We start from the raw sequence: 12,853 nt of genomic DNA, 5'->3' as shown, positions 1-12,853 counted from the left end.
GGCCGTACGGCCCGAAACGTGCAGTGCTCATGGCAGCGCTGACAACACGGTTTGATATTCAGGCTCGCCACAGTGCAGGCGGCGTTGCCGGACTGCCTGCGCCGACTGCCGATGCACGGATGCAAGCCCGTGCCGCTAACCTTCACGCTCCCACAAGACACTCTCGAAGCGCAGGACTGCGCAGGTCAGCACGCCCTGCCTGCGCGGGTGGGTCCGCATGCGCAATCCATTGCACGACGGCCGTGGCAGGCAACGGCCACTGACGCCTCCGTACCCCCGTTGCAGGAAGCCACGAAATCCCGACCGAGGTGGGCAAGCTGCAGCGAATGCTTGCACAGTGCAGAAAACTGGTTAAAAATACAGATACTGGAAATATCAACAGAACTGCTCCAGCCCGAAAGGAAATGCCATGTCCGACGCTTCGTCCAATGCCTTCCCTGTCAAGCTCACGGCTCGGCAGCAACAGATTCTGGAATTGATCCAGTCCGCCATTGCCAACACCGGCGCGCCCCCGACTCGCGCAGAGATCGCCAGCGAACTGGGGTTCAAGTCCGCCAACGCGGCTGAAGAGCACCTGCAGGCCCTGGCGCGCAAGGGCGCCATCGAATTGGTGAGCGGGACATCTCGCGGCATCCGGTTGCGCGGCGACATGCTGCGCTCTCTGCACGCCGCGCGCAACAAGCAATTCATGTTGCCGCTGCAAGAGCTGGCTCAGCTGGCACTGCCCTTGATCGGCCGTGTGGCGGCCGGCTCGCCGATCCTGGCGCAGGAGCATGTGGACCAGACCTATTACGTCGAAAGCAGCCTGTTCCAGCACAAGCCCGATTACCTGTTACGCGTGCGCGGTATGTCCATGCGCGACATCGGCATCATGGACGGTGACCTGCTGGCAGTGCGTGCCACCAAAGACGCCAAGAGCGGTCAGATCGTCGTCGCCCGCATCGGCGACGAAGTCACGGTCAAGCGCTACCGGCGCAACAAGGACAACATCGAGTTGCTACCCGAAAACCCGGACTATCCGACCATCGTCGTGGAGCCCGGTGAGCCGTTCGAAATCGAAGGTCTGGCCGTCGGCCTGATCCGCAACACCATGCTGATGTAAGCGGTACGTACTTGTCCGCAGCGCGAGGTGGCGGGCGTTTGGCCGTGCAGTGGCACGACAACCCTCTCGCTGCGGGCTTATCGACCAATCCTGCCTGTGTACACCCCCTTATTTCGGGGAGAGGAGTTGACATGGGAATCGCAATCTTCGCAGCCGCTCGCGTGGTTCAAGCCCTGCCTGCGTGGCTCGAACTGCACTGGCCACAGCTTGGCCGTGCCAGCAGCACTGCGCCAGCCCGAGTGCACCGGAGCGGCACGCCGCCGGTGCAGCCTGCAGCGCGGCACCGCGTCGCCCGTCTGGCGCGCCGCTTGCTCGGCAGATGGGCCAGCGCTGCCAACCGGAGCGACCGGCTGACAGAGCGCGGGCCGCATCGGGCCGGCGCGACGATGCCACTGCGGGTGCTGCGTGTCGTCGAGCCCCACCAGGCGCGCAACGCGGCGGGCCGCATGGTGATCTCCGGCCGTATGGCCGATGTCTGCGCCGAACTGGACCGGCTGGCCGCTGCAGAAGCGGCCAGCGGTTTCGACCGCAGCTGACTGACGGCGCCGAGCGTTGCGTCGTCGGCTGACGCACCGGCCGACGCACCGGCTGACACGCCGGCCAACACGCCGGCCAACACGCCGATGTCACACGGCCGCCAGCCCGGACGGCAGCCCCGTCGAAGCCGTCTGGCTGGCCGGCTCTGCACGGCACGCGAGGCACAATGCCCGCATGAACATTGTGATCCTCGATGACTACCAGGACGCGGTGCGCAAGCTCGATTGCGCTGCCAAGCTCGATCCCTACGCGGCCAAGGTCTTCACCAATACGATCAAGGGACTAGGCCAGCTTTCGGTGCGGCTGCGCGATGCGGACATCATCGTGCTGATCCGCGAGCGTACGCACCTGAATCGCCTGTTGATCGAGAAACTGCCCAAGCTCAAGCTGATCGCCCAGACCGGCCGTGTCGGTGCCCACGTGGACGTGGCGGCCTGCACCGAGCGCGGCATCGCCGTGGCCGAAGGCGTGGGTTCGCCAGTGGCGCCTGCAGAGCTGACCTGGGCTCTGATCATGGCTGCGACCAAGCGGCTGCCGCAGTACATCGGCAACCTCAAGCACGGCGCGTGGCAGCAGTCCGGGTTGAAGACCGCATCGATGCCGGCGAACTTCGGCCTGGGCACCGTGCTGCGGGAAAAGACCCTGGGCATCTTCGGCTATGGCCGCATCGGGCAGATCGTCAGCACCTACGCTCGCGCGTTCGGCATGCGCGTGCTGGTATGGGGCCGTGCCGGATCGTGCGAGCGCGCAGCTGCCGATGGCCACCACGTCGCCTCCAGTCAGCAGGAACTGTTTGCCAACTGCGACGTCGTCTCCCTGCACCTGCGCCTGAACGAGGAGACGCGCGGCATCGTCACGTTGGAGGACTTGTCGCGCATGAAGCCCACATCGCTGCTGGTCAACACCTCGCGCGCTGAGCTGATCGAGACAGACGCCCTGCTGGCAGGCCTGAACCGCGGCCGGCCGGGCATGGCCGCCGTCGACGTGTTCGAGAGCGAGCCCATCTTGCAGGGCCATGCGCTGTTGCGGCTAGAAAACTGCATCTGCACCCCACACATCGGCTATGTGGAACTGCAAAGCTACGAGATGTATTTCAATGCCGCCTTCGACAACGTGCTGAACTTCATCAAGGGCACGCCGACCAATATCGTGAACCCGGGTTCACTGCAGGTTCGGCGCTAAACGCCAAGCGCCAAACGCAACCAGCCCCGCCCCATCACCGCGTCGACTTGGGTGCGATCCGAGCTTCCGTGTTCGGATCGAACAGGTCGAAATCGATCATGCCGCTGTCGAACTCCGGCTTGGATGGCGGAACCGCCACCGGCGGCTGTGGCGCGGTTTCGCCCAACAGCGCAGGGTTGGTCTGCATGCCGGTCTCGGGCTCGATCTCCATCTCCAGCAGCGGCAGATCGATATCCACCTCGGACACAGGCGAGAGCCGTGGCGCTTGAATCTGCGGATAAGCCGGCGCGTCGTCCAGCGCCAGCGACAACGAGTTCGACAGATCCAGATCGAGCGCCAGACCGGCATCCTGGCCGCCCAGCGGCGTTGGCGCCGAATCGAGTTCGGGCTCGGCCCAGGAGGCTGCCACGGCTGCAGCGGAGGCCGCAGCTGCTGCAGCGGCTGCACTACCAGTCAGCGGCGCGGCCGCAGAGCGCGCGAAGCTCGAATCCGGCGTGTTGAGCGACGCCGTGAAATCCGGCCGGGTCAGGCGCTGCGGCATGAACGACGAATCGCTCGACCCACCGCCCAGGCCCGGCAGGCGGCCTGCCATGTCGCCCGTCGATTCCTCGTCGGTGCGCGCCAGGGTTTTGGCCACCGCATACAGCAGCAGCAGATCGCGGTAGGCGGCAAGATCCAGCGGTTTGCCCGGGTCGCCCTCGGCCCGGAATATGTTGGCCTCGATCGTGTCCAACACGCGCGGCGTGCCCCAGGCGGTCTCGATGCTCAGCATCGTGGCCGGGTAGTCGTCCAGGCCGATGCCCTCGTCCGTGAACGCTGCGAAATTCGGCACGCGCGCATTGAAGTGGGCGTGGAAGTCCTGGCGCGCGGCGTTGTAGTCGCTCTGGCGGCTGAGCGTGTGGTAGATCTTCATCAACTCCAGATACGCCAGCGGGCTCATTTCCGCGTTGTCGTCGATGTGCTTCTTCAGCACCTCGATCGCCTGGTCGTACTGGCCCAGCGAGACAAAGAAGTCTGCGTGCTGCTGCGCGTCCAGAAAATCTTCCGGGTTGGCTGCGCGCATCAGCGCAGCATCGGTGCCCAGCCCACGCTCGCGGGGCGCGCTGGCGATGGGGAACGGAATTGGCAGCGGCCGCGGCGTGGGTGCCGGGGCGGGCACTGCTGCGGAAGGCTTGGGCGATGGCGCCCAGACATCGCCCGGTGCGGACAGCAAGGCGCTGTCCACGCCATCGCGTGTAGCCTGCCGAGTGGACGGCTGCATGCTTTGGCGCGCATCGACGCCATGCGACCCGGCGGCTGCGCCTTGCGCCCAGTGCGCGGCTTCCTGCGCACTCTTGCGAGCGCGGCTCCAGAAGAAAGCGGCGGCGGCGATGGCGGCCAGCAGCAGCGCCAGCATGCCGTAGACGATGGCGATGTCGACGCGGTTGTTCTCGGCCTCGTCCAGCCTGCGCTCGGCGCGCTCCAGCCGTGCCAGCAGTGCGGCCTCGGCCTTCTGGCGCGCATCGCGCGCGGCCTTTTCCTGTGTCTCCAGTGCCTGCAACCGCTCGGCGGCACGCAGCGCTTCTTCAGGGCTGGCGTTCAAGGCACGCCATGCGGCAGCGGCCTCGGCGCGCTGCGGCAGGCTTTCGGCCGGCGCTGCACCCAACGCGACAGTGCCGCGCAAGGCGGGTCGGTCGCCAGGTGCGTCCAAGGTCAGGCGTGGGCTTCCGGCACTGGTTCCCGGCGCGGCGTCGGCGCTCGCCACGGCTGGCGCGGGCGCCGGTGCTTTGGCTGGTGCGGGTGCCGCCTTCGGAGCTGCGGCCTGGACTGCGGGAGCAGGACGGGGCCTGGGCCGTTGGACTGGGCGCGGTGCCGCAGGACGCGGCGCTGCGGAAGGAGCGCGGACGACGGAAGGAGGCGGTGCCGGCGTGGGCCGCGCATCCTGGGCCGCGGAAGGCGCCTCGGCAGCAGGCGCCGACGCCGCCGGTGGACGTGCCAATGGCACCGGTGCCCGCGAAGGTACGGGCGTCGCGATCGCGCCCACCCCGTTGGTCGTGTTTGCTTCAACCGGCCCGGGAGTCAGTGTCGAGACATCCGGCACCACAGCGACCGGCGCCTGGTTGGCCAACAATTCCGGCGGAAACTCAGGAAGGAAATCGTAGCGGCGCGACCCCTGCTGGCCGCACAGGGCGCGCAGCACCAGCCCCACCACGGGCTCGTCGACCACTGCGCTGGAACGCACGCGAATCACCGCATCTTGCGACGAGCCGCCTTGTGACTGCACCACCACCCGAACGCGGCTCGCATCGATCGCCACATCGCCATGCAAGACTTCGACGCTGAAGCACTGGGCAGTGGCCTCATCAGGGCTGTCGACGCGTACTTCGATCGCCAGACTCAGGGGCTGGCCCAAGACGACCGCGCCGCGTGCCCGTCCCAAGGTCAATGCCGAGCTGCTCATCGCTACACCCAGCAAGGCCACGCCAACGAGCTTGTTTTTGAGAGTCACTAGGTTTTATATGCAAATGATTCGATCACGATACCACCAGAACCGCTGGTGATAATTGCCGAATGAACACTACGTATGCGGTGGTTGGCGTCGTTGGCGCCGGCGCCATGGGCCGCGGAATCGCGCAAATTGCAGCACAAGCGGGTAGCACCGTCAAACTGTTCGACGTGCAAGCGCAGGCTGTCGCGCAAGGCTGTGCGGCAGTGTTGCAGCAATGGGACAAGTTGCACCAGAAGGGGCGGTTGGACACCGCGCGCCTGGCATCGCATCGGGCGGCTTTGGTCGAAACGACGCGGCTTTCCGACCTGGCGGACTGTGATCTGGTGATCGAGGCGGTCGTCGAACGGCTCGACGTCAAGCAGGCGCTGTTTGCAGAACTGGAAACACTCCTGCGACCGGACGCGGTCCTCGTCAGCAACACCTCGTCGCTGTCGATCACCGCCATCGCCGCCGGTTTGCAGCGCCCCGCGCGCTTTGCCGGCTACCACTTCTTCAACCCGGTGCCGCTGATGAAAGTGGTGGAAGTCATTGCCGGATTGAAGACCGACGCCAGCGTCTGCGCTGCGCTGTCGCAGTACGCACGCGAGATGGGCCACACGCCCGTGCAGGCGCAAGACACTCCAGGGTTCATCGTCAACCATGCCGGGCGCGGCTACGGCACGGAGGCCCTGCGTATCGTCAGCGAGGGCGTGGCCGATTTCGCCACCATCGACCGCATCCTGAAGGACCAAATCGGCTTCAAGCTCGGCCCTTTCGAACTGATGGACCTGACAGCGCTGGACGTCTCGCATCCGGTGATGGAATCGGTCTACCGCCAGTACTACGACGAGCCGCGCTACCGCCCGAGCGTGATCACCGCCCAGCGCCTGGCCGGCGGCATGGTCGGCAAGAAGGTGGGTGAAGGCTTCTACCGCTACCAGGACGGCGTCGCCCAGGTGCCGGCCGAGCCCGCCACGCCGCAGGTGGCCGAGCTGCCACCGGTCTGGGTCTCGACACGGGCGGCGCGCCGCATCGAGCTGCTGCAGTTGCTCAAGGACCTCGGCGCGCGCATCGAGACCGGCAGCGCGCCTTCGGCCCAGGCTCTGACGCTGGTGGCTCCGTTGGGCTTTGACGTCACCACGGTGGCCGTGGTCGAGCGTTTGGACCCGACACGCACGCTCGGCATCGACCTGCTGGTGGACGACGCCGCCACGCGGCGCCGCGTGCTGGCCACCAACCCGGCCACGCGCATCGACATGCGCGAGGCCGCCCACGCGCTGTTCGCACGCGATGGCAAGGCCGTCAGTGTGGTGCGCGACAGCGGCGGCTTCGTCACGCAGCGTGTGGTGGCCACCATCGTCAACATCGCCGCAGACATCTGCCAGCAGCGCATCTGCTCGCCGCGCGACCTGGAGCTGGCCGTGACTCTGGGCCTGGGCTATCCGCTGGGGCCACTGGCGATGGGCGACCGCTATGGCCCCGCCAGCATGCTGGAGGTGCTGTTCAACATGCAGACCGTCTACGGCGACCCACGCTACCGGCCCAGCCCCTGGCTGCGTCGGCGCGGCGCGCTCGGGCTGAGCCTGCTGCACGAGGAAGATTGAGAGCTGCCGGATACTGCACGCCATGTCCGCCGCACTCCAAAGCACCCGCCATGGCCAGACCATGGTGCTCACGCTGTCCAACCCCGAGCAACGCAATGCGCTCGACCCGGCCATCCACGCTGCCGGCATCGAGGCGCTCAACGTTGCCGAATCCAGCGACGAGGTGCGCTCGGTGGTCATCACCGGTGAGGGTGCGGTGTTCAGCGGCGGCGGCGACGCGCATCGCCTGCAGACCGAGCAGCGCGCGTCCGCGCTCGAACAGGCCGGGCACGTCGAGGGACTGCACAGCTGGATCGAGTCGATCCGCACCTTTCCCAAGCCGGTGCTGGCCGCCGTCGAAGGGGCCGCCACCGGCGACGGCTTTGCGCTCGTGCTGGCCTGCGACTTCGTCGTGGCCGCACGCAACGCGGTGTTCGCGCTGGACCAGAGCCGCGCCGCCCTGTCGCCCGTGGGCGGTGCCAGCTGGCATCTGGCGCGTGCCATGCCGCGACAACTGGCGACTGAGTTGCTGATGCTGGGCGACGGCATCGACGCCGAACGCCTGCACGCGCTCGGCGTCGTCAACCGCATCGCCGCGCCGGGCAGTGCGCTGCAGATGGCGCTGGCCCTGGCCGCGCAACTCGATGCGCGCGCGCCGAACGCGCTGGCCAGCATCAAGGAGTTGCTGAACGATGCCGCCAGCGCAGCGCTGTCGGCCCACATGGCGCGCGAGCGCGACCTGTTCGTGACCCACCTGCACCACCCGAATGCCGGCATTGCGCTGGCTGCTACCTTGGACAAGACCACTCCCCACTTCCGCTGACGCATGGGCCGCCCGACCGCCCCACCAGCCAGGAACCACCCCGCGCGCAGCACCGACGCCCAGTCTCCGAAACGACAGTCCATGGACGAACCCATTCTTACCATCGCCGAGCGCGCCGCCATCAATGGCGGCCGCTGGTTCTCATCCCTCTCCCCCTCGTTGCGGCACGACATTCTTCGATGCGCCTACGTCAAGCGATTCAAGGACGGCGAACTGATCGCTGCGCGCGGCGAACCGCCAGAGGAATGGATCGCCTGTGCCAAGGGCGCGGCGCGCGTCAGCTCGACCTCGCTGTCGGGCAAGCAGATCACGCTGACCTACGTGGAGCCGGGCATCTGGTTCGGCGATGTGTCGATCTTCGACGGCGACCGCCGCACACACGACACCTATGCGCACGGCGATTCGACGATCCTGTGCGTCGCGCGTGCCGACTTCAAGAAGATCCTGGCCACCCATGCCGAGTTGTACGAAGCCCTGCTGTGGCTGCAGGCGCGTCGCATCCGCCTGCTGTTCGGCCTGGTCGAAGACCTCAACACCCTGCCCCTGCGCGCGCGCCTGGCCAAGCAGCTGCTGCACCTGGTGCGCAGCTACGGCGTGCCCAGCCTGGACGACGGCGACGAGGTGCGCATCAGCCTGCAGTTGGCGCAGGAAGAACTGGCCCAGCTGCTGGGCGCTTCGCGCCAGCGTGTGAACCAGGAGCTCAAGGCCATGGAGCGCGAACAAGCGATCCGCATCGAACCGGCCGGCCTGATCGTGCGCGACCGCGAGGCCCTCATGCGCATCGTGCAGGCCACCTGAGGCAGCGCAAGAAAGCCGCTGCTACCACCACCGAGACAATTCCCAAGGAGACCCGCACATGAGTGAATTCGAACATTTCGTCGGCACCAAAGAGGTGACCGGCCAACACGCATTCGACACGGCGCGCCTGGCCGACTGGCTGGGCCGCCACCTGCCCGGCTTTGCCGGCCCGCTCACGGTGGAGATGTTCAAGGGCGGCCAGTCCAACCCCACCTACAAACTCGTGACGCCCACGCAGAGCTACGTGATGCGCTCCAAGCCCGGCCCGGTTGCCAAGCTGCTGCCCTCGGCGCACGCCATCGAGCGCGAGTTCGCCGTCATGGGCGGCCTGGCCGATACCGACGTGCCCGTGCCCCGCATGCACTGCCTGTGCGATGACGAATCGGTGATCGGCCGAGCCTTCTACATCATGGAGTTCAAGCAGGGCCGCATCCTGTGGGAGCAAAGCCTGCCCGGCATGGCCCCCAGTGAGCGCGGCGCCATCTACGGCGAGATGAACCGCGTCATCGCCGCGCTGCACAAGGTCGACTACGCCGCCCGCGGCCTGGCCAGCTATGGCAAGCCGGGCAACTACTTCGAGCGCCAGATCGGCCGCTGGAGCAAGCAGTACGTCGCATCGATCACCCAGCCTATCCCGGAGATGGACAAGCTCATCGAATGGCTGCCGCGCAACATGCCCGCCACCGCGCGCGATGGTGCGCTGACCAGCATCGTGCATGGCGACTACCGGCTGGACAACATCATGTTCCACCCGACCGAGGCGCGCGCCATCGCCGTGCTCGACTGGGAGCTGTCCACGCTGGGCCATCCGCTTGCGGACTTCAGCTACCACTGCATGTCCTGGCACATCAGCCCCGGCCAGTTCCGCGGCATCGCCGGGCTGGATCTGCCGGCGCTGGGCATCCCGTCGGAGGCCGACTACATCGCCCGCTACTGCGAGCGCACCGGCTTCACCACGCCCGATGCGCTGGCCCGCGACTGGAACTTCTACCTGGCCTACAACATGTTCCGCCTGGCCGCCATCCTGCAGGGCATCGCCAAGCGGGCCGAATCGGGCACCGCCTCCAGCGAGCGGGCCGCCACCTCGGGCGCCGGCGCCCGGCCGCTGGCCGAGATGGCCTGGAAGTTCGCGCAGCAGGCCTGAGCCGCCCCCACACCATGATCACCGTCCATACCTGGCCCACACCCAACGGGCACAAAGTCCACGTCATGCTCGAGGAGTGCGGCCTGCCCTACGAGGTGGTGCCGGTCGACATCGGCGCGGGCGACCAGTTCAAGCCCGACTTCCTGAAGATCAGCCCGAACAACAAGATCCCGGCCATCGTCGACACCGAGGGGCCCGACGGCAAGCCGGTGTCGCTGTTCGAATCCGGCGCCATCCTGCTGTACCTGGCCGGCAAGACCGGCAAGTTCCTGCCCAAGACCGACCGCCAGCGCTATGCCGTGCTGCAGTGGCTGATGTTCCAGATGGGAAGCGTCGGCCCCATGTTGGGCCAGACGCACCATTTCCGCCTGTACGCACCCGAGAAGGTCGACTACGCCATCAACCGCTACACCAACGAGACGAGGCGCCTGTATGGCGTGATGGACAAGCAGCTGGCGCAGACCGCCTACATCGCCGGGCGCAGCTACAGCATTGCCGACATCGCCATCTTCCCCTGGCTGCGCAGCTGGGAGAACCAGGGCATCGACTGGGCCGACTACCCGTTTCTGAAAGGCTGGTTCGACCGCATCGCCGCGCGCCCGGCCGTCAAGCGCGGCGTGGCCGTGCTGGCCGATCGCCGCAAGCCCACACCCGACGACAAGGCGCGTGAAAACATGTTTGGCGCCACCCAGTACGCACGCAAATGACCGCCACGACGACGGTCGCCTACATCGGCGCCCCCAGCGACTGCGGCGCCAGTGTGCGCGGCGCCGGCATGGGCCCGGACGCCCTGCGCGTGGCCGGCATCGCCGAGGCGCTGGCCGCGCAGCGCGTGCAACTGCGTGATGTGGGCAACCTCGCCGGCCCGGTGGCCGACTGGTCGCCGCACAGCGGCGGCGTGCGCCACCTGCAGCAAGTCGTCGCCTGGAACCGCGCCGTGTTCGATGGCGTCGCCGCCGCACTGGCCGCCGGCCAGGTGCCCATGATGGTCGGCGGCGACCACAGCCTGGCCGTGGGTTCGATCAGCGCCGTGGCGCAGCATTGCCGTACGCGTGGTCTGGACTTGCGGGTGGTGTGGCTGGACGCGCATGCCGACGTCAACAGCGAGGCCATCAGCCCCAGCGGCAACCTGCACGGCATGCCGGTGTCCTGCCTCCTGGGCCACGGCCCAGCCGAGCTGGTGGGCTGGGCGGGCACGCCGGCAGCGCTGACCGCCGAGCAGATCGATTTCGTCGGCGTGCGCTCGGTCGACGCCGCCGAGAAAGAGGCCGTGCACACCTTCGGCCTGCAGGTCTTCGACATGCGCCACATCGACGAGCACGGCATGCGCAACACCATGACCGAGGTGCTGCAGGACATGGACGAGAACACACACCTGCACGTGAGCTTCGACGCCGACTGCCTGGACCCGGTCGACGCGCCCGGCGTGGGCACCGGCGTGCCCGGCGGCCCCACCTACCGTGAAATGCAGCTGTGCATGGAAATGCTGGCCGACACCGGCCGCCTGGGCTCGCTGGACGTTGTCGAACTCAACCCGGCGCTGGACGTGCGCAACCGCACGGCCGAGCTGGTGGTGGACCTGGTGGGCAGCCTGTTCGGCAAATCCACCTTGGTCCGCTGAGCCTTGCGCTCTCAGGCCGGCAGTGCGCGCAGCGCGGCGCCGCCACCGCCGTGCAGCTTGAACACCGCCATCGCCTGCACCAGCTGACCCGCCTGGCCGCGCAGGCTGTCCGCAGCGGCAGCTGATTGCTCCACCAGCGCGGCGTTCTGCTGCGTTGCCTGGTCCATCTGCGTGATGGCCTCGCCGATCTGCGAGACGCCCGAACTCTGCTCGGCACTGGCCGCGCTGATTTCGCCGACCAGATCGCTCACGCGCTGGATGGCGCTGACCACCTCGGTCATCGTCGCACCGGCCTCGCCCACCAGCGTCGTGCCCTGTTGCACACGTTCCACGCTGGCGCCGATCAGCGACTTGATCTCGCGGGCGGCCTCGGCCGAGCGGCCGGCCAGGCTGCGCACCTCGGTCGCCACCACCGCAAAGCCGCGACCCTGTTCGCCCGCGCGGGCAGCTTCCACGGCCGCATTCAACGCGAGGATGTTGGTCTGGAAAGCGATGCTGTCGATCACGCCGATGATGTTGGCAATCTTGCCCGAGCTGTCGTTGATGCCCTTCATGGTGTCGACCACGCGCGCCACCACCTGGCCGCCCTGCTGCGCCACGGTGGAGGCACTGACCGCCAGGCTCTTGGCCTGACGTGCGTTGTCGGCGTTCTGGCGCACCGTGGAGCTGAGCTGCTCCATGGATGCGGCCGTCTCCTCCAGTGCCGAGGCCTGCTGCTCCGTGCGGGCCGACAGGTCGTTGTTGCCCTGTGCAATCTCCGCACTGGCCGTGGCCACGCCGTCTGCGCTGTGGCGCACGCCGGACACCACCGAGCCCAACTGCTGCTGCATGTCGCGCAGCGCCGTCATCAGCTCGGCGGCCTCGTCGCGGCCATGCGCCGCCACGGTCTCGGTCAGGTCGCCATCGGCGATGCGCCGCGCCACCGCACTCGCCTGGGCCAGCGGTGCGGTGATGGAGCGCGAGATCACCCATGCGAACAATGCGCCCAGCAGCACGGCGGCAACGCCGCAGACCACGAGCACCGTGGTGCCCATCGCCGCGCCCTCCTCGGCGCCGCGCAGTGATGCGTCGTACAGCGCCTGCTGGCGCTCCTCCAGCGTGCGGATACTGGCGCTGTAGCTGGCGGCCAGCGGCTTGAGCGTACTTTCCAACTCCTGCGTCACATCCTCGCCGGCCAGCTTGCGCTTGAAGATGGCGGCCCGCGGCGTGCGGTAGGCCTCGCGCTTGGCATCGATGTCGGCGAGCAGCGCTTTGCCGATGTCCGTATCCACCAGCTCATGCAGCCGCTTGCGCGACGCCATGGTCGTTTCCGAGGTTTTGTCCATTTCGGCCTGCCACATCGGGATGCGGCGGGTGTCCGCATCCAGCAGCACGGCCTGCGTGCGTACCCAGTTCAAGTCGATCGTCTGGCGCCAGCGCACCGCCACCTGGTTCTTCTCGTTGTCCACCGTGGCCAGCTGGTTCGTCATGCCGGACAGCGTCTGCAAGCGCCAGACCCCCACGGCCGCACTGGTCGCGACGATCAGCAAGATGACGCCGAACGCGAGATTCAGCCGCGCGCCGATGCGCAGGTTGCGCAGTGCACTCATGTCGACG

At 67.5% G+C, this 12,853-nt stretch carries 12 protein-coding genes; 10 read left to right on the top strand and 2 right to left on the bottom strand.

From position 1 onward, the window contains the following. Positions 1-409: 409 nt before the first annotated feature. The 3 genes from lexA (at position 410) to AC099J_RS14415 (ending at position 2,821) form a co-directional block, all read left to right on the top strand. Positions 410-1,102 carry a transcriptional repressor LexA gene (gene lexA, locus AC099J_RS14425; RefSeq protein ID WP_479615963.1) on the top strand — a complete coding sequence of 231 codons (693 nt, stop codon included), beginning with the start codon at positions 410-412 and terminating at the stop codon, positions 1,100-1,102. Between the two features lie 131 nt (positions 1,103-1,233). Further along, positions 1,234-1,638: a hypothetical protein gene (locus AC099J_RS14420; protein WP_479615962.1), complete on the top strand. Its 405-nt coding sequence runs from the start codon at positions 1,234-1,236 to the stop codon at positions 1,636-1,638. Between the two features lie 175 nt (positions 1,639-1,813). After that, on the top strand, positions 1,814-2,821 hold the full coding sequence (locus AC099J_RS14415) for a D-2-hydroxyacid dehydrogenase family protein (protein WP_479615961.1): 1,008 nt from the start codon (positions 1,814-1,816) through the stop codon (positions 2,819-2,821). Positions 2,822-2,855: 34 nt separating this feature from the next. On the opposite strand, the gene AC099J_RS14410 is transcribed toward AC099J_RS14415, so the two are convergent. Then, the gene (locus AC099J_RS14410; RefSeq protein WP_479615960.1) at positions 2,856-4,484 is read right to left on the bottom strand and encodes a hypothetical protein; all 1,629 of its coding nucleotides are present in this window, start codon (positions 4,482-4,484) and stop codon (positions 2,856-2,858) included. Positions 4,485-5,123: 639 nt separating this feature from the next. Here AC099J_RS14410 and AC099J_RS14405 point away from each other — a divergent pair. The 7 genes from AC099J_RS14405 to rocF all read left to right on the top strand — a co-directional run bounded on the left by AC099J_RS14405 (position 5,124) and on the right by rocF (position 11,257). Continuing rightward, a complete protein-coding gene (locus tag AC099J_RS14405; RefSeq protein WP_479615959.1) occupies positions 5,124-5,312 on the top strand; it encodes a hypothetical protein in 189 nt (62 codons plus the stop codon). A 59-nt stretch (positions 5,313-5,371) separates the two neighbouring features. Then, positions 5,372-6,892 carry a 3-hydroxyacyl-CoA dehydrogenase gene (locus AC099J_RS14400; protein WP_479615958.1) on the top strand — a complete coding sequence of 507 codons (1,521 nt, stop codon included), beginning with the start codon at positions 5,372-5,374 and terminating at the stop codon, positions 6,890-6,892. A gap of 22 nt (positions 6,893-6,914) precedes the next feature. After that, positions 6,915-7,694, top strand: coding sequence for an oxepin-CoA hydrolase, alternative type (locus AC099J_RS14395; RefSeq protein WP_479615957.1), 780 nt, complete (start codon positions 6,915-6,917; stop codon positions 7,692-7,694). Between the two features lie 81 nt (positions 7,695-7,775). Next, entirely contained in the window at positions 7,776-8,492 is a 717-nt protein-coding gene (locus AC099J_RS14390; protein ID WP_479615956.1) for a Crp/Fnr family transcriptional regulator, read from the top strand. 58 nt (positions 8,493-8,550) lie between these two features. After that, positions 8,551-9,636 carry a phosphotransferase gene (locus AC099J_RS14385; RefSeq protein ID WP_479615955.1) on the top strand — a complete coding sequence of 362 codons (1,086 nt, stop codon included), beginning with the start codon at positions 8,551-8,553 and terminating at the stop codon, positions 9,634-9,636. 14 nt (positions 9,637-9,650) lie between these two features. Further along, positions 9,651-10,343, top strand: coding sequence for a glutathione S-transferase N-terminal domain-containing protein (locus AC099J_RS14380; RefSeq protein WP_479615954.1), 693 nt, complete (start codon positions 9,651-9,653; stop codon positions 10,341-10,343). Beyond that, positions 10,340-11,257 carry an arginase gene (gene rocF / locus AC099J_RS14375; RefSeq protein WP_479615953.1) on the top strand — a complete coding sequence of 306 codons (918 nt, stop codon included), beginning with the start codon at positions 10,340-10,342 and terminating at the stop codon, positions 11,255-11,257. Before AC099J_RS14380 ends, rocF begins: the two co-directional genes overlap by 4 nt. An 11-nt stretch (positions 11,258-11,268) precedes the next feature. On the opposite strand, the gene AC099J_RS14370 is transcribed toward rocF, so the two are convergent. Further along, positions 11,269-12,846, bottom strand: coding sequence for a methyl-accepting chemotaxis protein (locus AC099J_RS14370; RefSeq protein WP_479615952.1), 1,578 nt, complete (start codon positions 12,844-12,846; stop codon positions 11,269-11,271). Positions 12,847-12,853 lie beyond the last annotated feature (7 nt).

Source organism: Rhodoferax sp. RT4P68 (assembly GCF_056521305.1).
Note: the sequence above shows the minus strand (reverse complement) of the source record. Positions and strands in the feature narration are given on the sequence as shown.

What these genes read in the sequence shown, in the direction of transcription:
- AC099J_RS14415 (WP_479615961.1), top strand. Translation starts at nt 1,814, where the DNA reads ATGAACATTGTGATCCTCGATGACTACCAGGACGCGGTGCGCAAGCTC.
- AC099J_RS14380 (WP_479615954.1), top strand. Translation starts at nt 9,651, where the DNA reads ATGATCACCGTCCATACCTGGCCCACACCCAACGGGCACAAAGTCCAC.
- lexA (WP_479615963.1), top strand. Translation starts at nt 410, where the DNA reads ATGTCCGACGCTTCGTCCAATGCCTTCCCTGTCAAGCTCACGGCTCGG.
- AC099J_RS14390 (WP_479615956.1), top strand. Translation starts at nt 7,776, where the DNA reads ATGGACGAACCCATTCTTACCATCGCCGAGCGCGCCGCCATCAATGGC.
- AC099J_RS14395 (WP_479615957.1), top strand. Translation starts at nt 6,915, where the DNA reads ATGTCCGCCGCACTCCAAAGCACCCGCCATGGCCAGACCATGGTGCTC.
- AC099J_RS14420 (WP_479615962.1), top strand. Translation starts at nt 1,234, where the DNA reads ATGGGAATCGCAATCTTCGCAGCCGCTCGCGTGGTTCAAGCCCTGCCT.
- AC099J_RS14370 (WP_479615952.1), bottom strand. Translation starts at nt 12,846, where the DNA reads ATGAGTGCACTGCGCAACCTGCGCATCGGCGCGCGGCTGAATCTCGCG.
- AC099J_RS14385 (WP_479615955.1), top strand. Translation starts at nt 8,551, where the DNA reads ATGAGTGAATTCGAACATTTCGTCGGCACCAAAGAGGTGACCGGCCAA.
- rocF (WP_479615953.1), top strand. Translation starts at nt 10,340, where the DNA reads ATGACCGCCACGACGACGGTCGCCTACATCGGCGCCCCCAGCGACTGC.
- AC099J_RS14405 (WP_479615959.1), top strand. Translation starts at nt 5,124, where the DNA reads ATGCAAGACTTCGACGCTGAAGCACTGGGCAGTGGCCTCATCAGGGCT.
- AC099J_RS14400 (WP_479615958.1), top strand. Translation starts at nt 5,372, where the DNA reads ATGAACACTACGTATGCGGTGGTTGGCGTCGTTGGCGCCGGCGCCATG.